At 58.8% G+C, this 24,309-nt stretch carries 13 protein-coding genes; 7 read left to right on the top strand and 6 right to left on the bottom strand.

The annotated features are described in order from the left end of the window. Positions 1 to 4 precede the first annotated feature (4 nt). Positions 5 to 2,611 carry an ABC transporter permease gene (locus BGIM_RS0130865; protein ID WP_020473540.1) on the top strand — a complete coding sequence of 869 codons (2,607 nt, stop codon included), beginning with the start codon at positions 5 to 7 and terminating at the stop codon, positions 2,609 to 2,611. Between the two features lie 100 nt (positions 2,612 to 2,711). Here BGIM_RS0130865 and BGIM_RS0130860 read toward each other — a convergent pair whose 3' ends face one another. The 5 genes from BGIM_RS0130860 to BGIM_RS0130840 all read right to left on the bottom strand — a co-directional run bounded on the left by BGIM_RS0130860 (position 2,712) and on the right by BGIM_RS0130840 (position 11,870). Beyond that, positions 2,712 to 5,129 (bottom strand): DUF1592 domain-containing protein, encoded by a 2,418-nt coding sequence (locus BGIM_RS0130860; RefSeq protein WP_202947332.1) that lies wholly within the window; start codon positions 5,127 to 5,129, stop codon positions 2,712 to 2,714. Positions 5,130 to 5,149: 20 nt separating this feature from the next. Further along, the gene (locus tag BGIM_RS0130855) at positions 5,150 to 6,952 is read right to left on the bottom strand and encodes a hypothetical protein (protein WP_020473538.1); all 1,803 of its coding nucleotides are present in this window, start codon (positions 6,950 to 6,952) and stop codon (positions 5,150 to 5,152) included. Then, positions 6,949 to 8,346, bottom strand: a complete 1,398-nt coding sequence (locus BGIM_RS0130850; protein WP_020473537.1) for a DUF1552 domain-containing protein — start codon at positions 8,344 to 8,346, stop codon at positions 6,949 to 6,951. The genes BGIM_RS0130855 and BGIM_RS0130850 overlap by 4 nt, the downstream gene beginning before the upstream one ends. Before the next feature lie 273 nt (positions 8,347 to 8,619). Then, positions 8,620 to 11,136, bottom strand: a complete 2,517-nt coding sequence (locus tag BGIM_RS0130845; protein WP_157369551.1) for a WD40 repeat domain-containing protein — start codon at positions 11,134 to 11,136, stop codon at positions 8,620 to 8,622. A gap of 182 nt (positions 11,137 to 11,318) precedes the next feature. Next, complete coding sequence (locus tag BGIM_RS0130840; protein ID WP_020473535.1) at positions 11,319 to 11,870, bottom strand: DUF1415 domain-containing protein; 552 nt, start codon at positions 11,868 to 11,870, stop codon at positions 11,319 to 11,321. Between the two features lie 148 nt (positions 11,871 to 12,018). On the opposite strand from BGIM_RS0130840, the gene BGIM_RS0130835 reads away from it, so the two are divergent. Further along, complete coding sequence (locus BGIM_RS0130835; protein WP_020473534.1) at positions 12,019 to 13,782, top strand: hypothetical protein; 1,764 nt, start codon at positions 12,019 to 12,021, stop codon at positions 13,780 to 13,782. A 176-nt stretch (positions 13,783 to 13,958) separates the two neighbouring features. Continuing rightward, the gene (locus BGIM_RS0130830; RefSeq protein ID WP_157369550.1) at positions 13,959 to 17,657 is read left to right on the top strand and encodes an FHA domain-containing protein; all 3,699 of its coding nucleotides are present in this window, start codon (positions 13,959 to 13,961) and stop codon (positions 17,655 to 17,657) included. A gap of 56 nt (positions 17,658 to 17,713) precedes the next feature. Here the strand turns inward: BGIM_RS0130830 and BGIM_RS66065 are convergent, their stop codons facing one another. Continuing rightward, positions 17,714 to 19,609: a hypothetical protein gene (locus BGIM_RS66065; protein WP_020473532.1), complete on the bottom strand. Its 1,896-nt coding sequence runs from the start codon at positions 19,607 to 19,609 to the stop codon at positions 17,714 to 17,716. A 146-nt stretch (positions 19,610 to 19,755) separates the two neighbouring features. On the opposite strand from BGIM_RS66065, the gene rph reads away from it, so the two are divergent. The 4 genes from rph to BGIM_RS53210 all read left to right on the top strand — a co-directional run bounded on the left by rph (position 19,756) and on the right by BGIM_RS53210 (position 24,275). After that, positions 19,756 to 20,481 carry a ribonuclease PH gene (rph, locus tag BGIM_RS0130820; protein ID WP_020473531.1) on the top strand — a complete coding sequence of 242 codons (726 nt, stop codon included), beginning with the start codon at positions 19,756 to 19,758 and terminating at the stop codon, positions 20,479 to 20,481. A 193-nt stretch (positions 20,482 to 20,674) separates the two neighbouring features. Beyond that, complete coding sequence (locus tag BGIM_RS53215; RefSeq protein WP_020473529.1) at positions 20,675 to 21,652, top strand: S1C family serine protease; 978 nt, start codon at positions 20,675 to 20,677, stop codon at positions 21,650 to 21,652. Positions 21,653 to 21,703: 51 nt separating this feature from the next. Beyond that, a complete protein-coding gene (locus BGIM_RS0130805; RefSeq protein ID WP_020473528.1) occupies positions 21,704 to 22,933 on the top strand; it encodes a S1C family serine protease in 1,230 nt (409 codons plus the stop codon). Between the two features lie 181 nt (positions 22,934 to 23,114). Beyond that, positions 23,115 to 24,275 carry a UvrB/UvrC motif-containing protein gene (locus BGIM_RS53210; protein WP_020473527.1) on the top strand — a complete coding sequence of 387 codons (1,161 nt, stop codon included), beginning with the start codon at positions 23,115 to 23,117 and terminating at the stop codon, positions 24,273 to 24,275. Positions 24,276 to 24,309 lie beyond the last annotated feature (34 nt).

The following is a 24,309-nucleotide window of genomic DNA, read 5'->3' as shown; positions in this document are numbered from 1 at the left end:
GCTTATGTTCCCTCTGTTTCGCGCGTTAGTTCTTCGTTACCTCTGGCAACGCTGGGATCGTGGTTTGCTGGTCGCCCTGAGCATTTCGCTTGGCGTGGCCACTCTCGTCTCGGCCCAGATGTTGAACAAGTGCGTCGAACTGGCGGCGATGGATTCCACCGTCCCGGCCGATGTGGCCGATTTATACATCACCAACGGCGAGATCGGCGTTCCGTGGTCGCTCGTCGAAGAAGTGAAAAAAGCGAACATTCCCGGCATCAAACGCGCGGAGCCATTCATCATTGAGCGCGTGATGCTGCCGGAAATCAACGGCCGCTCCGGCATCCTCTTCGGAACTTCCCTGACAGACCGCACCCCATCGGACGAGGCGGCAGCCGACAAACTCAAAATCTCGTTTCAACTGGTTAACAATCCGCTTGCCCTGATCGGCAAACCGGTCGCCCTGTCACGCCGGCTTTACGAGGATCGCAAGAAACTGGGCAAGGCCGACACCGACCCGGTGGAAGTGCGGTACACGAACAATGTGTTGAAGTTCAACCTCATCGCCGTGATTGATATTCCCAAGGATTCGCCCATTGCTCCGTTTGCGGATTCGTTGGTGGCGATGGATGTGAAACAGGCCACCGTCTTGCTTCGCCATACCGACTTGCCGAGGGCCGAAGACAACGACCGGGTGAGCCGGATCGACTTCTTCTTGGAACCGGGGGCCGACGTTCACCGCATCATGGATACCTTGCAACAAATTGCGGGGATTCGATCCACCGTGCGGACTCCGGAGGAGAATCGCAAATCCACCGAGGAAGTCATCGGCGGGATGAAGATCGTCCTCAATATGTGTTCGCTCGGCTCATTGATTGTCGGCCTGTTTCTGGTGTACAACGCCCTTTCGGTGACGGTGGCCGAACGACGACACGACATCGGCGTGATGCGTTCCCTCGGGGCGACTCGCACCCAGATTGCCAGCCTGTTTGCCATTGAGGCGATGACCCTCGGCCTCATCGGGGCCATTCCGGGCATTCCCTTGGGGGTGACGTTGGCGAATTTTGCCATCGACCAGTTTGGCGAAGAGTTTGCCTCCATCTTCCTCAACGGGGACACCGCCCGCCCGATGCTGGATCGGCGAACCGCCATTTTCGCCATCGTGGCCGGGATGATTACCTCCCTCTTGGCGGCCCTTGTTCCCGCGATGCAAGCCGCCTCGGATGAACCGGCCGATGCCGTTCGGCGCGCCCCCTCGAATACCGGGGGAATCATGCGTTGGGTTCACCGTCTGGCTTGTGTTGTTCTCATCGTGGCCGGCTTGTTTATGGTTGCTTACCGCGAACATCTGGCGACTCATCAAGGATCGCTCTTTGGCATGACGTTCGTTCTCACGGGGTTGTTTCTCGCCATGCCGATTCTGGTGGCCTGGATGGCCCGATTGCTCATTCCATTGTGCCGGGTGTTGCTGGGAGTCGAATCCCGATTGGCTGCCGACAATCTGTTGCGGGCGCCGGGCCGCACCGGCGTGGTGATCGGAGCCTTGGCCGCCGGGGTGAGCCTGATGTTTCAGACGGCCGGGGTGGGCAAGAGCCATGAGGTGCCGATCCGTCAGTGGCTTCGGCAGGTGATCCAGGCCGATGCCTATGTTTTCTGGGGCAATCTCGCCTCGGCCAACAGTTCGATGACGCCGATGGACCCGAAAATTGCCGATGACATTCGCAAGATCGAAGGAGTGGACCGGGTCGTCGGCCTGCGGTTTTATCGCCCGGAATTTCGCGGCACATTCGTGATGGTGATTGGCATTGATGCCGCCGATTACCGCCGCGCGCTACGGTTGAGAATGCCGGAGGGCTTGCCCAAACTGGAAAAATTCGAGGAACTGCCAACCGGCAATTTTGTGGTCGTGTCCGAGAATTTTGCCGAGAAGTGGAAAGTGAAAGAGGGAGACACCATCGCCATCCCCGGCCCGCATGGCCCGATTGATTTCATCATCAAAGGTGTGGGCAAAGATTATACTTGGAGCCAGGGAACCATCTTTATTGACCGAACCGTTTTCTCGCGGGTGTTTGAAGATCGGCTGGTAGACGCCTATCACGTTTTCTTCAAACTCGACCAAGATCGTGAAGCCACTTACGAACGAGTGCGAACCTATACGGACGAACACCAACTATTGGTCCAAAACCAAGCCTCCGTTCAACTGTATCTCGTCGGCGTGGTTGACCGGCTTTTCCGGGTGGCTTATTTGCAACAAGTGGTGGTGGGCATCGTTGCCGCCCTTGGCGTAGTGACGGCCCTTCTCATCTCCGTGCTTCAGCGTCGGCGGGAACTCGGCCTGTTGCGCGCTGTCGGGGCAACGCAATTGCAAATCATCAAATCGGTGATCGCGGAAGCCATGCTCATGGGCTTGCTCGGCACCGCTCTCGGCTTTGCGATGGGCTTGCCGATGGAATGGTATCTCTTGAACGTGGTGTTGCTGGAAGAATCCGGCTTCCGCTTCGACATGCTCATCCCGTGGGAACAAGCCCTTGGCATCGGAGCCGTGGCGATTGTCACTTCAACTCTCGCCGGGTTGATCCCGGCGATTCACGCCGTGAGACTTAACATCACCGAGGCGATTGCTTACGAGTAAGCAATTTCGGCCTTTTCAGCTTGCGTCCTGCGGCAGTTTGTCTGGTAACGACTACCGTGGGATGCCAGCGATCCGGGTCCGAATTATTTATCAACTGGCATCACCGTTTCAGAAAAAGATCATCGGCCACGAACGATTCGACCAGTTTGGCGAGCTTGTGGCCATCGGATTTTGATTGCTCGACGAGGCGTTTCAATTCGGCACGGTCGCCGAATGTCACTCCGCGACGAAGGGCATATGTTGCGAGCTTTTCAGTGAAGGCGGCGGCGAATTTGTCGGTGTCCTCAAGCATCAGCCGTTTCAACGCAACGGCATCGGCGAACTTTCGGCCATCGGGCAGTTCGCCACTCGGGTCAAGCCGGGGATCGGCCCCGGTCCCGTCACGCACCGTCTCCACGTCCCGCCAACGCCCAATCGCATCATAATTATCGAAAGCCAGGCCAAGCGGGTCGATACGACGGTGACAGCCCGCGCAATTCGCGTCGGACCGGTGCGATTCAAGTTTCTCTCGCACCGTTGTTTTGCGCGTGGCCGCCGCCGGGGTGGCGAGCGCGGGGACATTCGCAGGGGGTGGAGGCGGCGGTTTGCCGACAATTGATTCCAGCATCCAGACACCCCGGTGAACAGGCCGATGCCGGGTTCCGTCGGAGGTCAGGCTGAGAATCGAGGCTTGCGTCATTAGGCCGCCCCGGTGATGTTCGGGGCTTAGGGATACCCGTCGCATGGATTCCCCGGTCACGCCCGTGATGCCATAATGCGTTGCCAGACGTTCGTTGAGCATCGTCCAGTCGGAATCAAGGAATTCCCGAAGGCTGGCGTCACGGGTCAAAATCTCTCGAAAAAACCCGGTCGTCTCGGCAACCATGCTCTTTTCCAAGTATTCGTCGTACTCGGGGTAAAGCGTTTTGTCGGGGGCGAACATGCCCACCTTTCGCAATTGCAACCACTGACGCGGGAACGACTCGGCAAAGGCCGCCGCCCTCGGGTCGGCCAGCATTCGCCGGACTTCGGCGCGGCGAATCTCAGGCTGGCGTAGCTTGCCTTCACGAGCCAGGTCGAACAGCCGTTGATCGGGCATCGAACTCCACAAGAAGTACGACAACCGCGAAGCCAATTGCCAGTCGGTGATGCGGGGCGACGGGGCCGCCACCTCCCCTTCTTCGAGGTAGAGGAAGCTCTTTGAATTAAGCACGGCCAGCAGCGAAGTCTTGACGGCCGCCTCGAAATCGTCGCCCACTTTCCGGGCCGTCTCGACGAGCTTGACGAGACGATCCAACTCCGCCGGTCGCACCGGTCGCCGCCAAGCCCGCTCGGCAAAGCGGGCGATGATCTGACGGGCGTAAGCCAAGTCCTTCACCGCCGACTCGCCGCCGAAGAAGATTTGCCGGTAGGCAGGCGTCGGCCAGGAATCGACAACCGGGCCATCCCACTCGATGGAATCCAGCAACAGGAACGGGACAATCGGCTTGCCATCATCGTCGGTGAACTTGATCTGCCACGGGACGCGGGTTTGCAATCCGGTGAAGGCGTTCGGCACCTCGCTCGACCGCGACCGGCGATCCTCCGGATTCGGCCCCGGCACGGCATTCATGATGCGAACATTGTGATTCCCGACGGGCAAATGAGTGCGAAATTCGAGCGTGACCGGCTTGTCTTCCGGTGCCTCCACGTCTCGCTCGAACAGCAACCGACTGATTCCACTGTCGTACAATCGCAATCGCGGGGCACGTCCCCCGGCCGGGCGCAAGCCGCTGAGTTTGATACGGACGAGGTAATCGCCGGGGGTTTTGACTTGGAGTGTGTGATCGTCCAGCGCCCCGTTGTTGGGGACGATGTCCGCGCGAACCTTGTCGGCGATGCCTCGGGCCTGATACTCTTTCTCGTATTTTTTCCAACTCCCGCCGCGAAGATCGAACGCATTCCACCGGACAGTTTCCCGCTTTGGTTGCGGGCCGGTCGGGAGCGCTTCGTTCAACGCCGCTTCTGACAATGCAAGGTATTTTTCGACGTGAGCCGGAGAGAGCGTGAGGACCGCGCCGATCCGTTGGAAGCCGTGCCAATCCGGATCTTCTGGGAGACCAGTCGGGTCGGTCACGTCCACGGTGACACCGAGCAGTTCACAAATCGTGTTCGCGTACTCTTCGCGTGTGAGCCGACGAAACGCCACCTTCTCCGCACCCTGCCCCGCCGCCTCGGCCTCGGCAAGTCGGCCGACGACCCATTCGGACAGCCGGGCGACATCCTCGGCTGGCGGCCGCGGCTTGGCCTTCGGAGGCATATCACCGCTGTTGACGCGGCCCATGATCTCCTCCCACCGACCGGCCAATTTGGGAGAGCCGAAATCCGGCGCCAGATTATCAACGCGGAAGTCGCCCTTGGCCGTGGCTTCGCCATGACAGCTCACACAGTGCTTGGCGAGAAATGGTTTGACGAGTGTGTCAAAATCCTTGTCGGCCGCCATCGCAGGCGAGGCGAACACAACAGCGGTCAAACCACAAATGGAGAGGAGGCGGTTCACCAAAAAATCCTTTGTGCGTTCTATCGTTTCGGCATCGTTTTGCGGGCTTGCCGTTCAATGACCATCTTGTGCGTGTCAGCGCCAATCCAGACATCCGTGCAACGAGACGGATGGCCGGGCCTTTCGCCGGTGACGTTGACCAGCAACAAATCGCCGACGGCGAGATCACCGGCCGTCACTTGCCGGTCACCTTTCCAAAACCGCGTTTCCGGATTGAACCGGAGTTCGGCGCGGCCAATGTCAGGCGGTTGTTCCGGATCACCTTGATCGTTTTTCACGCCGGGGGGCTGACGAGCAGCGTAGATTTTCCCTGAATCGAGCAGTGATTCGACCCGCCACAAAGCGCCATTGGCAATGAGATGAGTGGATTCGTCAGTGACGAGACAGGCTTGGGTGAAAGCTCCGGCGGCATCCTGATACATGCTGAACCGGCAACGAGTTCCCACCGGGATGGCTGACAAATCGCACTCAGCGTTGAGATACCGAGTTTTTCCCTCGGGGATCAGTGAGAACTCAACCATCGTATCGGAGCGGTCAGCCCGAAACTGTCCCGTTCGGCGGGCAACATCGACAGACACGAGTTCGCCAAACACCTGATGCTCGGCATATACTGGCGGCGCCACCCCGGCTTTGAGTCGATACCACGGAAAATTCTCGTTGCCATAATCAGTGCGGAACGGGAACTGGCCGGGATATTCCTTCGGCGGCAACTCCATGAGTTCGGTCGGCAACGAGCGGGCGCCGTAGTGAAAAAGTTGTTCGCCAAACGGCTGGTCTTTCAGCGGCCAGCCCCCGGCAAACACCCGCAAGACCCGTCTCCTGCGGAAGCCCTCAAGCATGAAGTTGACTGTCACCCGCAACCGGACCCCGCCGCGGCCGTAGCCATCTTCCGTGTCACGTTGAACCTCGATGATTTTGCCCCGCTCATGATCCACCGGCGGGTTCCATGTGCGGAGTTCGTCGTTTGTGACGACAACATGCGGATCACGGCCAATGGCAAAATCCTTCAGCCACATCTTTTCAAACTCGGCCCGGTCCCCGCCGAACAGCGTGATGGTAAGTGTCCGGCCCTCAGTCCGGTCAACCCACCCGGCCAGACCGCGTGCCTTGAGAAAAACGGCATGTGTCTGCCGTTGTTTTTCAGTGACAAGCTTGTGTGTATCAACCCCGGCCCACACATCGGTGCAATGGCCAGGATCGGTTTTGGTGACGCCCGTGCGGTTGACAAGCAATTCGTCGCCGATCACAAGGTCGGCGAGTTTGGCACGTTTGCCCCCCTTCCAGACCCGCGTTGTGTCGCTGACCATCAGCGTTGTCTTGCCAAGATCGCTGGCGGCATGACGAGTGGCAAATAACTTGCCTTCGCCGGGTTTCGCCTCATCCAGCCGGTAAGTGATACCATCGGCCGTATCGGCAGTGAATTGATCCTTCCAGACGGCAAGCCGGGTGAAATTGCCTTGCGAATCCGGGTGCAGGAAGAATCGGCCGAATGTGCCAAGCGGCACGTCTCGGAGGTCGGCATCGGTGTTTAAGTGACGAATCGCCCCGTAAGGCGGCAGGATGAAATCCTTTAACTCGCCGGTGTCAGCCGTGCGAAACTGGCCGGTGCGGTGGACAAAGTCCGCAGTCACCAATTCGCCATCAATCCGGTGAGCCGATCCGGCTGGAGGGAACTCGCCGGGCTTGGGTTGAAACCAAGGCCGATTGGGGTTGGCCGAATCAGTACGGAACGGATATCGTGGGTCTGCCTTTGGGACATCGTCTGCAAAGAGGCGAGCAAACGGCAAGGCGAACACGACGGCAACGAGGAAAAGCCGGGTCACGCCAAAACCTCCGAGACCGGCCCGACACTGTCAACAAACTTCTCCGTTCGCACGTCCATTTTTTGCAACATCGTCAGCATCACATTGCTGAGGCGGGCCTTGTCATCCTTCGGCCTGCCGCAAAGAGATTGCCACTCGCCGTAGGTGAGCGAGTAGTTGGTTCCCTTCGGGAAGTTGTAGTCGATGTGCCGCCCGTGCTTGAGTCCCAATCCCCGGCCGCCGGCCAGCAAAATCGGCAGGTTGCTGTTCGCATGGCTGTGGCCATAACTCATGCCGCTGCCGAACAGAACCATTGTGCGATCAAGCAATGGTTCGCCACCATCTTGAACCTCGCGGAGCCGGTCAAGGAAACCGGCGAACATCCGCATGAGGAAGGCATCGCTTTTGGCGAGGCGGTCGAGAATCACCGGATCGCCGTTGTGGTGTGACAAGTTGTGCCGGGCCTGCGTGATGCCAATCTCCGGGATGGCGAGGCCGTTCCCCTCGCTCCCGTTCATGTAAGTCACCACGCGAGTCATGTCCGTTCGCAAAGCGAGAACGATCAAGTCGAACATCGTTCGCCAATATTCGCCCGCCTGGGCCTTGGACACGTCACGTTGGAACGGAGCGGCCAAGGATTTGTCCACCACCGGCTTCGGGACGTTCAGCCAGGCGTCAAGCCGGGCCGCTCGTTGTTCCACCTCACGGATCGAATGCAGATATTCATCCAGTTTGTTACGGTCGTCGGCGCCCAAGTCGCGACGAAGCGATTTGGCGTCATCGTGAACGGCGTCGAGGACGCTCCGTCGCTTGGCGAGGCGGGCACGCTGGGCTTCGGCCCCCCCCTTCTCCACCCCGAACAAACGGTCAAAGACATGCCGAGGATTATCCTCGGCCGGAAGCGGGATGCCATCTCGGGAGAAGGCCAGCGTCGTTGAATTGCCGGGCTGTCCGGTTCCGGAACTAATTGAGAGTTCAAGCGATGGAAACCGGGTGTGTGGCCCGGTGACTTCAGCCATCAGTTGGTCGCACGAGACGCTGTTCTCGTATTTGCGGGCGCCTTGGGCGTCGATCTTGGCCCCGGTAAGCCAAGTGTCGGCACAAACGTGGGCTTGCCCAAGCCCGTTCGGGTGGTGAAGCCCGCTGAACACGGTGAAGTCGTCACGGTGTTTCTCCAGCGGTTTCAGCGATGCCGACAGGGCATACTCGCGGCCGGGCTTGGTGACCTGCCAAGCCATGCCGTTAACGCCATTCGGGATGTAGACAAACACGCTGCGGCGCGGCCGGTCGGAGGCGGTCGGCGCGGCCCGCAGAGGGCTCATGGCATCCAACAGCGGCAACGCCACGGCGGCCCCGGCTCCGCGAAGGAAGTGGCGGCGGTCGAGGAGCCAGCGTTGGGAGAGAATATTGCTCATCGAATGGATCACCGGTGGGGGAGGTCTTTCACGAACCAATGGGGCGGGTTGAGAATCTGAACAAGTGAAAAACTCGGAGGGATCAGGCGTGTTGGCTGCGGAAAAACAGACGATTCACAACCGTTGTCATTGTATGGTGGCTCCCGAACATCCCCAAGATCGTCTGTCCTGATTTCGTTGCCACACTCAAAATGAAAACAGCCGAAGCGACAGTTCAAACAGATCGTGTCGTGTTGTTGTGCTTTTGGCTGGCGAAAAGAGCCAGAATCCGTCTTATTCCGATGTCCGGCGGACCAACGCGGCTTTGGCCTCGGCCGTTAGCAAGGCCCCTCGGAAACCGGTCGCCCAATGGGCAAGCAACGCATCGGCGGCCGGGGTGGCGGCCACTTCGGCCACTTCGACAGCGCGGATCGCCCGCAAGTCGGCGGGTGTTTTCTGATGCTCGGCCTCGACCAGCCGTTCCAGTCGGACAAGATGTTCCTGACTCTTGGGTCGGCGCATTTCTTCGCGGGCGATGGCTTGGGCGGCCGGCCCGTGAGTCGCCAGTTCACGGCTGGCGGCTTCCCGGCGGCGGTATTGGTCATGATCCAAGTCCGCAAACAACGCCTTCATCCGGGCGATGTCCGGGCCAATATCCGGGGAAATTTTTTCCTTTAACAATGGCAACGATCTGGCCGGGAACGCGGCCAGGAGTCGCACGGCCGCGAATGCCTCGTCACACTTGTTCCCGGCCATTGCCTCCCAAGCCCGGAGAACGGCGGCCTCGTCTGGCGGGCGAGTGTCGCCGGGCAATGCGTGCAGATTCCAAAGAAACACAGGAGCGCCGGGGACGCTTGTCGCAAGCGTCTTGCTATCCGGCGAGAACGCGACCGAATTCACTTCGTCCATCGCCAATGTCTGCCGCACTCCCGCCCCATGCAAATCCCATATGGCAAGCGTGTTTTTCTGTTGGCAAGCCATCAGGCGGCCATCGGGCGAGAAATGGCAGGCCCCTCCCTCTTTTTGAATTTTCGATTGGATGATCGGCTTGCCTGTCAATGTGGAAAAAACGAGCAAATAATTGGGCGGTTCGCCGCGCCGATCACCCGAATCCCTCCCACGGTCCTCGCCGACAACTGCCACGAATGCCCCGCCGGGGCCGATGGCGATCTGGCGAGACGAGTCGTTCCGCTCAAATTTTCTTAGTCGAACGCCCGCCGCCACATCCCACACTTCCAGTATTCCCGCATCAGAGTCATTTTCCGACAGCATGAAAGCAAGGAATTGATTCCACGACGCCACCAAACCACCCCACGCCCGTTGCCCCGCCCCCCTGCGGAGCACCCGATGCTCGCCGGTGGCGAAGTCGTGACGCACCAATTGATCTCCCTCGACATAAGCGGCGATACCCACTCCGTGGTCGGCGGCGAAGATTTTCTTCGCCTCACGGTCTTCGACAGCCTCTTTGACGATTGGCGTCATCGCCGCCCGAGCGCCATCGGCCCGGAACCGATGGTGGTTCTTGTCATCCCGGTAAATGAAGTGTTTTCCATCCCTGCCAATGGCCATTGGGACCATGCCAATGGTTGAAGCCGGCCGGATGAGTTTTGACTCACCAGTCTTCAAATCCCAATCCACCCAACCGCCCCATGTGTTCAACCGGCCAATGAGGCGGTTCGGGCCGCGGAATTCCAAATCAGTCGGCAAGTCCGGCGGGTCCGTATTAACCGGCAAGTCGGCGCCGGTGACGGCATCCATGATCGCCAGCGTGTCCCCGGAGTCGCAGACCAGAGTCTTGCCGTCGGCAATCGCCCCGAATTCAGACCCTCGCGGCACGGGGATTGACCGGGTGATTTTGCCGCTGGCAACCTCGAACGTATCGATCTTATGGTCGGCCAGCTTGAGAATTGTCCTTCCGTCGGCTGTCACATGCACGATGGTGCCGCGAAACGGAACCGCTATTCGTTTCTTGCGCGTCTTCAAATCCCAAACCGCGATCTGACAGGTGTCATCATCCCCATGAACAGCGAGCAGCCAATCCCCGGCGGGTGACAGATGAACGGCCATCACCGGCTCAGAAGCAGACGGAGCATCGACGGCTTTCTTTTCGGCATGATCCGCGAATGTGGCTACCTCCCGGCCATCAGTTGCGTGCAGCACTTTCACCGTGTCACCCACGGCCACCGTCACCCAGTCCGTTTTTGGGACGAAGCCCAACCCGCAGAGCCGGGCATTGGATATCTCGACCGTCCAGATTTTCTTCGCGTCGCGAAGTTCAAACAACGTGACCGCCCCGGTTCGGGCCACCAGCGCCCGTTTTCCATCGGCTGAAAAGATCACCTCATCATAATTGTCGATCCGGTCCGGCCGGCCTCGGGCGACAAGCTCACCGCCCGGCAGGGCAAATTCACTAAACGAGATCTTTTCCCCTTTGCCGCTACCCCGCCCCAAGATGACCAGCGTGCCGACATCAGTCAGCCGCCCCCCGGACGGGTCGATTTCATCCGGGAATTTGAACCGGCTCAGGACGCGCGCCTTGGCGGCGTCCCATACCCAGATCTCATCCCGTGTTGCCGTGACGGCGAACGATGTGCCGGCGTGAACACGATACCCGCTGATGCTGCTCCGCATCCTCGCCCGACCCTGACCCAACCGCCGGAACGCTCCAGGAGGAATCGGCAGCACCTCCGGTGTCTTCAAAGGAACCAAACTACCGAGAGGTCGTCCCGACCAAGGCAATGCCGTCAAATCAGTTGCCACCAGCGCGGCCCCGGCGGCCAAAACATCACGGCGGGATATGGGTGCGGGCATGAGCGACTCGCTGCGAGACAGGTGAAATGATTACAACACAGCAAGAATCTCCCGTCAATCAACATAATGGTTCTGGCTTCTCAGGCGTTGTTGATGCGCGGCAGTATTGATGATTGCGCTCCTTCGCTCCGAAGCGAGTGACCGAGACAGACACCACCGCGAAAATAATCACGCCCACACCATCATCGGATGGTGATCTCTCGCAATTTCTCCAAGATCGCCTCGCGGCCAAGTTTTCGGAGCGTTTCGATATTGCGTTCGGGAATCGCTTCCAACGCCTCCTGATCATCGGCAATCTCTGTGATGCTCTCTTCCCGGAGGAGGTGTAGCATCGGATATGGGGATCGGTTGGTATGGTTTTCCACGTCGTCCGGCTTGGTGCCGCCAAATTGGTATTGAGGGTGGAAACTCGCCAGTTGCAAGACGCCCTCATGGCCGAGTGTTTCGAGCAAATGCTCGGCTGGATCCAGGAAATCGTTGTAATCCAGGAAATCATGAAACACGGCCGGGTGGATCAGCACGGTGGTCTCGACCTCCGTTCTCGGAACGGTGGCGAGGTTGTTCATCTCGGTCGCCAGATCCGTCAACAGGCTTTGTTCATCGGTGGCCTCGCTGACGACATACCGAATCGTATTGTCGTTGAAAACACGCCGGGCGAACGGGCACAAGTTCAAACCGATCACGATGGATTGAATCCAACGACGGGTTTCTTCAATGACAGTTGCTTGATCCATACCCCTTGCTTCTCCTTCTCATCTCTGAAAGCGTGATTCTACGAACGGATCGCTGGCCGCCGTTACCGAAGTGTTGCGCCGGTCGCCGAACAAGGAGGTTATACTTTCGGCATTCTGATCCTCTTCCGCATCGATTGCGAGGTGTCCCTTGAAACCCACCCGGCTGGCCGTTCTGATCTTGTTGCTCGCATGTGGCGCCGGCCATGCCGAACCAGCCGCGCCGCTGGGCGCCCTCGCCAAAATGCCGGTCAAGGAAGTGACCGTTTTCAAGGACGGTCATGCGTATGTCGTCCATCAGGGAACCATGCCCGTCGATTCCTCGGGAAATGTGTTGTTGGATCTGCTGCCAACACCCGTGCTGGGAACATTCTGGCCGTATAGCCTCGACAAGAAAGCGACCTTGCAATCCGTCACGGCCGGTCGTCGCCGGGTCAAGGTTGAACGAACGGCGATGACACTGCGGGAATTGATCGAGGCCAACGCCGGGGCCGAGGTGATCGTCACGGAAGGGACCAAACCCTCCTACCAGGCCACCATCGTGCGATTTTTGACACGTTCGGCTGAGGAACTGGATGCCACCCTGCCGCCGACTGGGGTGGAGCATGTCCCCATGAAGGGAAACATTCTGCTCCTGAAAACCATCGAAGGCACTCGGGCTGTCCCGGTGGAGCAACTCACCGATGTGAAATTCGTCGGCAAGTACGACACCAAAGTGAGCGACGAGGAATTTCGCAATCTACTGACGATGAAGCTGGATTGGGGCGGGCAACCACCGGCGAACACGGCCGAGGTCGGCATGGCCTATGTGCAAAAGGGCATCCGCTGGATTCCCGGTTATCGCATCGAACTGGATGCCAAGGGCAAGGCGGTCGTCAAATTGCAGGCCACCTTGTTGAACGAGTTGACTGATCTGAAAGACGCCACCATCAACCTCGTCGTCGGTGTTCCGTCGTTCTATTTCAAAGACACCACCGACCCGATCGCCCTCAGTCAGGCGGTGGCTCAACTCTCCACTTATTTCCAGACGGATGCCTCGACGCAATTTGCCCTGAGCAATTCGATGATGACGCAAGTGGCCCGTGGCGGCGAAGTGCGCAAAAGCCGCACCCCGCCCGGCGGAGGCGGGGCGGCTCCGGTCGATCTCGGACCGGAAATCGAAGCCAAAGGCAACCAGAGCGAAGATCTGTTTGTGTTCACCGTGAAAAACGTCACGCTCGCCAAGGGGCAACGAATGGTGCTGCCGGTCTCGCAGCACAACCTTGAATACAAGGACATTTACACCCTTGATGTCCCATACGCTCCCCCGCTCGAACTGCGCCGACAAGTGAACAATCCGCAAACGGCCGAACTTCTCAAACTGATGAATGCCCCGAAGGTGTTGCACAAAATTCGCCTGATGAACGGCGGGCAACAACCGCTCACGACCGCTCCGGCCTTGATCCTCCGCGACGGCAAGGTGCTTTCGCAGGGCATGATGACCTATGTCTCGAAGAATGGCAGCGTGGACCTGACGCTGACCACGGCCGTGGATGTGCGGGTGAAAAAGAACGACAAAGAAAGCAAGCGGACTCCGAACGCCGCCACGTTCAACGGGGACGCCTTCTGGAGAATCGACATTGCCAGTTCCATCGAACTGACCAACCAAAGCGGCAAGCCAATCGAGGTGGAAGTCACCCGTTACGTCCTCGGCAATGTGGACAAGGCCGGCGAGGGGGCCAAGGCCGAGATGGTCAACCTGTTGGAAGACGATGACGGAACACATCACATCGGTCGGCCGGACTGGTGGAGCTACTACCCGTGGCCGGTCTGGTGGGGACATTTCAACGGTGTCGGCCGCGTGACTTGGACGGCAAAACTGACTCCGGGGCAAAGTGCCGAGCAAGCCTACTCGTGGCATTACTACTGGAGATAAGGCGTCTTGACCGACCAATCACGTTTTCGGCGAGCCGAACTTTTAAGGAAGTTCGGCTCTGCTCTACTCTTGATGAAAAACTCGCCTTGTCAAAACCCGGCGGTTGCGTTCCAATGTGAGCGCGGACGAATTACGTCCGGCGGCGGCAAGGATTCCCCGCGACCCGGCGACAGGACATGGCCTCACGATCTACATCACGTCAATCATCTTACGGCCTCCCCGTGCGCGTCGAAGTACGGCACGGCCCCGCCCGTCCGATCACGTATGATGTCACCGGGGAAGAGTTTCTGATCGGTTCTGTGCCCGGTTGTGATCTCCGCCTGCCCGGCACTAACATCCCGCCGAATGTCTGTCTGATCCGGCGATCTCCCGGTGAAGTCTGGCTCCGCAAGCTGGCACCCTCTCTGCCGATCCTTGTCAACGGTTCGCCGATGCCGCCAAGCGGCCAGACATCCCTCAAGCACGGGGATGTCGTGTCGGTCGGGGCGGTTGATCTCGGTATCTCGATTGATTACGGCACGCAAAGTCAAACCCCGGCCGTGATCGAATTCCCGTTCGCCGAGCCGGAATCCGTGGCGGTTCCCAAAGACGACCGGGTGGAGCAAAAACGCCTGCTGGAAGAACAAGCCAAAGAACTTGAAGAGCGAAGTCAGGAACTCGAAGCCGACCGGGTGCTTTGGTACGAACGGCGTCAGGAAATTGAGCGGGAACTTCAAACAGCCCGCGAAGAAATCGCCCGCGAGCGTAACAAGCCGGAACCCGTCCGCGAACCGGAAATCGTGGTCCGCGACCGGCTCGAAAAAGAACTCAACGATCAATACCGCAACCGCCGGGAGGAACTCGAGCGGCTTCAACTGGCCCTTCGGGAAACCGCCCTGCAATTGCGGGAGCGCAAACAACAATTCGAGGAAGAACAAAAGAATATCGATCCGCGATTGAAGGCGCTGGTCGAAAAGGAAGCCGAGGTCGCGCGTCAACGCTTGTTGCTCGACACACAGCATGGCGAATTACAACGCCAGCGCGACGCCTTCGAGGCCGACCGCCGGTTGATTGAGATGCGGTTCAAACAACGGGAAGAAGACCTCGCCCGGCGGGAAGTGGACATTGCCGGCCGGGAGCTTCAAACCCGTCAATTGCATGATCTCGGTGAACAGGCCAAGAGCCAGTACACAAGCGACCTGATCCGGTTGGACCGCCTGTCGGCCGCGCTGGAGGCGAAAGAACAATCGCAAACACAACGAGCGGCTGAGCTAGATCGCCGGCACGCGGCTTTGGAGAAAGACATCACCGATTTCGAGGAGCAACTAGAACTCTTCGACGAGCGGGAAGAACGTGTCAAGAACGAAGAAGAGCGAGTCGCCCGGTTACGGGAAGAACAAGACCAGCGAGAAGCAAAACTCAACGAACGGGTGGCGACTTTCGAGAATCAATCGATCACCCTGGCCGCCCTGCGAACCCGGTTGGAATACCTCAAAGACGACCTGTTGCGGCAGGAAATGCGGGTGGCTGACGACCGGGCGAAGATCGAGCAAGAATCGCGTGAAGCTCAAGAGCGATTGCGACAGGCCGAAACGGTCCGCGAAGTGGTCGAGCAGGAACGCGACGGCCATGCCGAGAGTTTCCGGCTGTATCAAGAACGCTCTTCGCTGATGCAACAGGCTGTCGATCGGTTGCGCGGAATGCAGGAACATTTGGGTTCCGAGGACAAGCGACTGAGCGAACTTCAGGTGCGGTTGCAAGCGCAAGCCACCGAGCAAGCCGAACAGGTGAGCGAAGTTCACGCCCGCGCGGAGCAATTACTGGAGGCTCAACAGCGGGTGGAATTCGACCGCGTGGCCTTGCGAGAACGGGAAGCGGCGTTGAAACAGGCTGAGGATTCTCGCGATGCCTTGCAGGAACAACTTCGTCTGCGAGCCGAGGAACTGGCCACGCGACAACGGGAACTGGACGACCGTACCCGCCTGATCGAAGAACAAGCCCAGCAGATTGCGGACCAACTCCGGGAACTGGAAACTCTGCGGCAAGACACAACCAACGTGCGTCGGTTGACGGACGAGGAAGCCCTCGACATCGCCCGCCGGGACGAACAACTTCGCCAGGCTGAGATCACCATCCGCGCCCAACGGGAACAATTGGCGATCCAACAGCGGGAATTTGAACAGCACCGCGAACGGTCGCAGGCCGACATTGACCGGGCGGCCGCCGAGATCATCGAACTGAAAGCCGCGTTGTCTGCCCGCACGGACGACTTGCTTCGGCAGATGCCCGATCTTGAGGCCCGCGCCCAATCGGCGATGGATCGCACCGCCCAAGCCCGCGATGCGATGCGGAGCCAACTGGCCGAATTGCATGCCTACGCGCAGCGCAGCCAAGGCGATTTGGACACTGTCCGAACAGCGTTGCAGCAAGAAGTGACCAGACTTCGCGAACAGGAGCAAACGCTTCAAAAAGCCCGTGCTGAACACCGGCTGACAACGGCTACCTTCCGACAACAATTGGTTGAATGGCAGGGCCGCTTCGCCAACATTCGGCAGTCATTGCATCACGGCGAAACCCGGCTGGACCGCCGCGAAAAGGAAGTCGAAGCCACCGAACAGCAACTGGCGAAACAGGCCGAGACGCTGGCGTTGGTCGAAAGAGAAGTGACCGAAAAGCGTGTCGAGGTGGACAAACATCTCGGCGACATGCGGGATTGGTACAAGCAGAAATTCCGCGAAGTGGCCGAGACACGATGGAGCAAATATCGCTCGGAAAATCCGGGCGTCGGCGAATCCGGCATCCTGAAAATGCCGACGCGGGAACAGGAAACGGTCCCCGTCGCTCCTGCGGCCGCGGGCGTGAGTTCCCCCATCCTGACCATGCCGCCGGACCTTGACCCGGCCGACCGCAAATTGGGTGAGTTGCTCCGCACGCTGGACATCATCGACCGTGAATCGTTGCAAGTCCTTTGGGAAGACGCCAAGCGGCAGCGTCGCACACTGCGGCATGTGCTGCTCTCAGGCGGTTATCTCACGCTGTATCAATTGGCCCTGATCGAATCGGGCAACCTGAACGCCCTGATGCTCGGCCGATTCCGGGTGATTGACCGGCTTCTTTCGACCCAACGAGAGGCGGTCTACCGAGTATTCGATCCGCAACAGAATTTCGGGGGAAGCTCTCCCGGCCTTGGCGAATCGGGAACATGCCTGTTGCGACATCTCGGCGAATCGGAAATGCTGGATGCCGTCCGGCCGGACGAATACCGCCAACGCTTCGGCACGGCCCGCGACCTGGCTCATCCCAATGTGGCGGCCACGCTGGAAGTTCTGGAACTGAACAATCGCCCGGCCGTTCTGCAAGAATGGGTGATCGGCCTGCCGGGAAGCGAGTGGTCGTCGGCGGTTTCCTCGCCGGGCGTCTGGCATCGCTTGATGATTCAGATTGTGCAAGGATTGTACGCGGCCCATGAAGTCGGCCTGACGCACGGCCGAATCACGGAAGAATCATTCTCGCTGTCCCGCTCTGGCATCGTCAAAGTCATCGGCATCGGCGAACCGCCGTGGGTTCATTCCCCGAGCGCCACCGAGGGAACCATCGAAGGCGACCTCCGGGCCTTGGGGGTCGTGGCGGCCAACTGGGCACGAGCCGCCACCCGCCGCAAAGGAGCGAAGGTCAAACCGTTCCCGAACGAGTTGCAGGACATCCTGCGCGGACTTGGCTCCCCGTTGGAACAAAGCGACATCCCGACCGCGATGTATCTGAGCGCGGCCGTCCTGCTGGAAGACCTCGACCGCGCCGCCGCAACCGTCCCGGCAGACACCCAAGCGTGGGATAAATTGCTGGCGTTCGTTGACGAGAACGCCGCAGATGCGGGACAATTGCGACGAACGGCCTGATTGATTTGAATTCAACAAAGGCATTTCAGGCAAAGCGTGAAATGCCTTTAAACTCGTTATTTAGCCCCCACCGGGAAGAACTGTAGTTTGTTTGCCGCCGGGGGGATCGTCACCAACACTTTGGCCTCGGGGATCAACCAGAGACGATGATCGGTCGTCATCTGATTGATTTCACGTTGGAAGGGGTCTTTCTTTCCATCGAAACCCGGGATGTTGTCGAAGGTGGCAACAGGGTCTTGCTTGCCCTCCTCCCGGACAATCACCTTCGTGAATTGTTCGTCATTGCCTTTCTTGACACTTTCCAGTCGCATGTACCAATTGCCACTCACGGCCGGGACGAGTACCCCCGCATCCGTTGGATTCTGGAGGTTGCCAAAATATTTCCCTTTGCCGGTGAAGACACTTTCACCGTCGCCACCGGGGACAACCGGGCCGACAGATTGATCCAGATAGGTTCCTCGCAAGGTGTTCCCGGAGAGTTGCACTGTTTGCAATCCGGTCGGGTTGAGCTTGTCGAACCATGCCCCGAGAAGCTGGCCATTCGGCGAGACTCGCAAATGAGCGGCGGTTCCAAACCCCACACGGAATTCCCCGTCGGCCTTTTCAATCTCGACTTCCTTCAAGCTCGGCAGATCGATGAACATCAAGGCCATCTTGCTGGCGTTTTGCTGGGCTTGCGGGCCGCCAAGGATTACCGGGCCGGCTGTGCGGGAACCCATCGCGGCCGTGATGATCTTCTGTCTGGCGTCAATCTTCGCGGACATTTCCAATTCCATCGAATTCAGGGAGTAGCGATCGATGGTCTTGGTTGACGGCGTGACAATCACAAAGTGATCCATCCCGCCAGCGATTAGCACATCCGTGGTTTTCACCGCCAGTGATTTGACGAGCTTCCCCGTGCTGACATCCACAACGAGAATTTTCAACGCTTCGGCACAATTCACCAATAGAAAACGGCCTCCTCCGGCGGTACACACATCCTTGACGACGCCGTTCGTCAGAATTTCGGAGTTGCCCGCCAGCGGCTTGTATTCTTCGATAGGCCGGGCTTTCTCCACTGCATTCACCAAAACCGCTCCCATCGCATAGGGGGAAACCTTCTTCGGTTCCGGTTTCGGCTCGGGCTTTGGTTCCGGCTTCGGCTCGGGTTCTGTCTTCGGTTCGGGCTTGGGCTCCGGTTTTGGCTCGGGCTTCGGCTCCGGTTTGGGTTCGGGCTTTGGTTCCGGTTTTGGCTCGGGCTTCGGTTCCGGTTTGATTGGATCGATGCTCTTCGTCGTTGGCTTGCTTTCCGGTTCTTTGCGATCAGGATTCACCGAGTTATCGGCCACGACGGGCACATCATCATCCACCACGAAGAAATAGATCAGGCCCGCGCCGGTGCCGACAACGAACATCAGAATGGCCGCCAAGCCGAGCAGTACCGGGGTTTTGGATTTCGCGGGTGGCTCCGGTGATTCCTCTGCATCCTCATCTTCATCCCGGCGACGGGAACCACGTCGAGGGCGTTCTTCCTCAAGCGGTTCTTCCTCTTCATCGTCCACGTATTCAAAGTTGTCCGATGATGCAGACCTCGTCTCGGGCAGTTGGGGCCGGTCGTCTTCCTCGGAGGAGGATTCTTCTTCGCGCCGAGACTTTGCTTTCGGCGGGGTCGGAGCGGATTCGTCCTCTTCGAAAACATCCCGTTTTTTCACCGGCTTTGCCGGAGCGACCGGCGGTTCGTCCTCATCCGGGAGAATCTCGAACCCGGCATCCGCCTGGGCCGGAGAAGGCGTTGGTTTGGTGGCGGCTGTCGGATGGACAAATCCGGCGGGCAACGGCGGGGGACCGCCGGCCTTCTTCACGGGTGTCGGGAAGATCGTCGCACACTGGCTGCATTCGACCGTTTTAAAGGCAAACGTGTCGGCGAGTTGATGGACGTTCCCGCACGAAGGACACACCGCGTTGATCGCCATGAGAATACCCGAACCTGGTCTTTGGGAGTAATTCCATGCTACACGGTCAAACCATCAGTGGTTAGGGCAAAGCCTCCCTCCTTTGACCATCCCGGCATACGATAGATGGACATTCACCGTCAATCTTCACTGATCGGAATCTTCTGATGCGACCCCACCAACGGGCCACCAATCAACTTCGCCCCCTGACCTTTGAACTCGGCTTCACGAAACAAGCGGCAGGGAGTGTGCTGGTTCGTTCCGGCGTGACGACGGTGCTTTGCACTTGCAGCCTGGAGATGGCTGTCCCCCCCTTTCTGGTTGGCAAGGGAACAGGCTGGCTCACCGCCGAGTATGGCATGTTGCCGGGTTCCACGCTTGGCCGAAAGCCTCGCGACAAGGCCGGGAAGGTGGACGGACGGTCGGTGGAAATCCAACGGTTGATCGGCCGAAGCCTGCGGGCTGTAGTGGATCTCTCCAAACTCGGTGAGCGGACGCTCTGGCTGGATTGTGATGTGATCGAAGCCGACGGCGGCACCCGCACGGCCGCCATCAACGGGGCGTTTGTCGCCCTGGCAATGGCTCTTCACAAATATCGGGATGTTGTTGGCCCGGCGAATCAGATTGTGCGGGACAGCGTGGCGGCCATCAGCGTCGGCTTGCTGGAAAACGAAGAACGGCTGGATCTTGAATATGTGGAAGACCGGGATGCCGAGGTAGACATGAACCTCGTCATGACCGGCTCCGGAAAATTCATTGAGGTTCAGGGAGCCGGGGAGGAAGCCACCTTCACCAGCGAACAACTCTTTCGCCTGATCGATCTTGGCAAAGAGGGGATTGCCAACGTGACAAGGTTGCAAGAAATTGCACTTGGGGCAAGTTGGCCATTGTGAAACGGCCCATCCCTCGCTTAGAATGTGGAAAACGATCCACACTTGTTCTTCACATGTTTGATTGGCCGGGCGAATCCTCACGATCGTTGTCCCACTCAAACATTCGGGGGGCAAGTCTCTCCAACGGGTTGCAATCCCGCTTTGTGTTCGTCATTCTGAATCAACGAACCATTCGTTCTCCAAGGAGCGCCACATGTCACGCCGACGTGTCCTCGCCTTGGCCGCATCGCTGCTGATTGGCAATGCGACCTTCGCGGACCCGGTCAACAAGACCATTCCGGATCCCCCGCCGATTGTTTACAAAATCAGTCCCGAAACTATCGAGGAACTGAAATCCTTTCAAACCCAAACCAAGGCCGTCATCGAAAAGGTTATCCCTTGCACGGTCTGCCTGCGGGTCGGATCGGCATCGGGCAGCGGCGTGATTGTCAGCAAGGATGGCTTGGTGCTGACCGCCGGACACGTTTCGGGCGCTCCCGGTCAAACCATTAGCATCGTGTTGCATGATGGTCGAATTGTCAAAGGTAAGACTTTGGGTGTGAACCGGGCGATTGACAGCGGAATGGCCCAAATCACCGATCCGGGCCCTTGGCCCTATGTGGAGATGGGGGATTTCAAAGATCTGAAAACCAACCAGTGGAGCATCGCCATCGGCCATCCGGGCGGGTTCAAACAAGGCCGCACGCCGGTGGTTCGGGTTGGCAAACTCAGCATCGTCAATGATCGTGTTCTTCAAACGGACAACGCCCTCGTGGGTGGCGATTCCGGCGGGCCGTTGTTCGACATGAAAGGCCGCGTGATCGGCATTCACAGCCGCATCGGGAACTTCATCGTCAACAACATGCACGTCCCGATTGGAACGTTCCGCGACACATGGGATCAACTGGTGAAGGGGGACACCATCGGCGAATCCGACGTGTACCTCGGCGTCAGCGCCGATCCGGACGCGAAGGACTGCAAACTGGCCTCCGTGACCCCGAACGCCCCGGCCGCCAAAGCCGGCCTCTTGGGTGGCGATGTCATCTTGAAGTTTTCCGGCAAAGACGTGAAAACCTACGAGGAAATGAAGAAATTCCTTTATCTGGAAAAGCCAGGCAATGAAGTGACCCTGCTCGTCAAACGCGGCGACGAGAACAAAGAAATCAAGGTCAAACTCGGCAAACGAGAATAGGTGTTCGCGGCATAACGATCCATCATCAACCATTTTCCCTCGCAAACGAACATGTTGAAACGCATTCTGTTTTCGGCGGCCCTTGCGATCCTGATCACCGGAGTCAGTTCCGCGCAACGCGGCAGGGACAGAGACAAGGACACGCTTCCCCAAAAGACGACCCCGCAATTGCTCGCGGCGTTTAAACCCGCCGTGGAAAAACCCTCGAAAAGCACCGTCAGCGTGCAGGTGGACGGCAAACAGGTGTCCCTTGGCGCCATTGTGACGGCCGATGGCTCCATCATCACCAAGGCCAGCGAGATCGTTGACGGGAAACTGACCGTCAAGACTCGCGAAGGCAAGGAGTTCATGGCCAAGGTCACCGGCACGAACAGCGTGTACGATGTCGCCATTCTGAAGGTGGAAGCAGACAACCTGCCAACGGTTGACTGGTCCCCCAGCAAAAACGCCCCGGTGGGCAACTGGATTGCCGCTTCCAACACCAGCACGGAACCCGTCGGCGTCGGCGTGGTTGGTGTCGCCGCCCGCACGCTGCCCCCGCCGTATGGTCCGGGCCGGGTCATCAAGGAAAATTCCGGATTCCTCGGCATCATCCTTGATCCGGACAGCGCCAGCGCATCCATCGCCGAAGTCTCAAAAGACAGTGCCGCCGAAAAGGCAGGATTGAAAACCAAAGACATCATTCTGACCATCGACAATCAGGACATTGTGAATGGCGAATCGTTGATTAACACCCTGCTTGGCTACAAGGCCGGGGATGTCATCAAAGTAAAGCTGGAACGTGAAAGCAAGAAGATGGAATTCTCGGTCACGTTGGGCAAACGCCCCGCCGCCCTGATTCCGAAGGGTGACGCCCGCGGCGACATGCAGAACCGGATGGGCAGCATTCTCAGCAACCGGCGAACCGGCTTCCCGACCGTTCTTCAACACGACATTGTGCTGAAGCCCAACGAATGCGGCGGCCCGCTGGTCGATCTCGATGGCCGGGTGATTGGTCTGAACATCGCCCGCGCCGGTCGCACTGAGACTTACGCCATCCCCTCCGAAGTAATCCTGCAATTACTGCCGGAGTTGCTTGCGTCCAAAGTGACATACACCGCCGCCGAGGAAGTGACCGAAGCCCGTGAAGCCCTGCGCCGGGCCGAGGCGGCAAAAGCCGCGGCCGACAAGTTGCTGGTGGATGCCAAATCCAAGCTAGAAAAGTCCCTGACACTTGAGAAATGGTGGAAGGATCATCCGCTGGAAAAAGGACCGGCTCCCCGGTTGGTCGAAAAGAAGTAACGTTCATCCGAATAGGGTTCCCGTCACCCCTGCGGATTCTCGCAGGGGTTTTTCATTTTCCATATCCCGTCTTGTTTTCCCGGTTTTCATGGCCTTGGCCAAATCTCCGGCAGATGCTAATCGTCCCTCGAAACTTCCATCAGCGCGGCCTAGAATTTCAGTACTGAAAGGATGCACACCTATGGCCACGCTGTTCCCGAAGCATGTCTTCGAGGGCTTCGGCCCCACCCCGTCGATTCCCGCCGGATTTGCCGCCCTTTTGGGGCGTGTCCGATCCCGCGACGCCAAGAAATTGCGGCAGGGAGTTCGGGAACATGGTCCGAAACTACCGGGTGTGTACGGGATGCTAGGGCGTCACGGTGATCTCATTTATGTGGGCAAGGCCAAGTCACTCCGGCATCGTTTGATGAGCTATTTCCGGGAAAGCCGTGATCCGAAAGCCGGCCGGATTCTCGACCACACCCACACATTGATTTGGGAAACCGTGCCCGACGAATTCGGGGCGCTGGTTCGCGAGTTGGAATTGATCCGCCAGCACCGGCCCCGGTTCAATGTGCTGGGGCAGCCGGGTCATCGACGATACACCTATGTGTGCCTCGGCCGGTCACCGGCTCCGTATGCCTATGTGGCCCGCCAGCCCACCGGCCGGGAACTGGCGATCTACGGGCCGCTCACCAGTTCCCACTTGGCTTGGGAGGCGTGTCGCCGCCTGAATGATTGGTATCGGCTTCGGGATTGTTCCCAATCGCAAAAGATGCACTTCGCCGAACAGGGGGAACTCTTCCCGCAGGAACGAACGCCCGGATGTTTGCGATTTGATATCGGCACCTGTTCCGCCCCGTGTGCGGGTGGCTGCCGACGGGACCAATACGCGGGGCAGATTCGTGAGGCCAAGGCTTTTCTGGACGGGCGGGACAAGAAACCGCTTGTCGAATTGACCCGCCAGATGACGGAAGCCGCAGTGGCCATGCAATTTGAACGAGCCGCCTCACTGCGGGATCGTTTGCGGGATTTGCAATGGCTCAGCGATCGTCTCACCTGGCTTCGATCAGCCCGAAGCGACAACACTTTCGTTTATCCCATCAATCAAGCAACCGGTCCGGCCGTCTGGTATTTGATTCATCGCGGCCGCGTGGCCGCCACCTGCCACGCGCCGACACGAAAACCAGAGCGGCGAAGCGTCTCGCAATTATTGACCAAAGTGTTTGAAACGGACATCACCCCGTACGTCCCCGCGCAGCAAGTCGATCACATTTTGCTGGTGTCCGCCTGGCTGAGAAAGCATCCGGAAGAACAAGCGGGGATTATCAGTGTCGCGGCGGCGAAAAAGCTATGTGAATGATCAACCTCATTGGTTGGCGTCTGATCTCAAGGAC

This window comes from Zavarzinella formosa DSM 19928 (genome assembly GCF_000255705.1).
GTDB classification, from domain to species: Bacteria; Planctomycetota; Planctomycetia; order Gemmatales; family Gemmataceae; genus Zavarzinella; species Zavarzinella formosa.
This window is presented reverse-complemented; position numbering and strand designations above follow the sequence as displayed.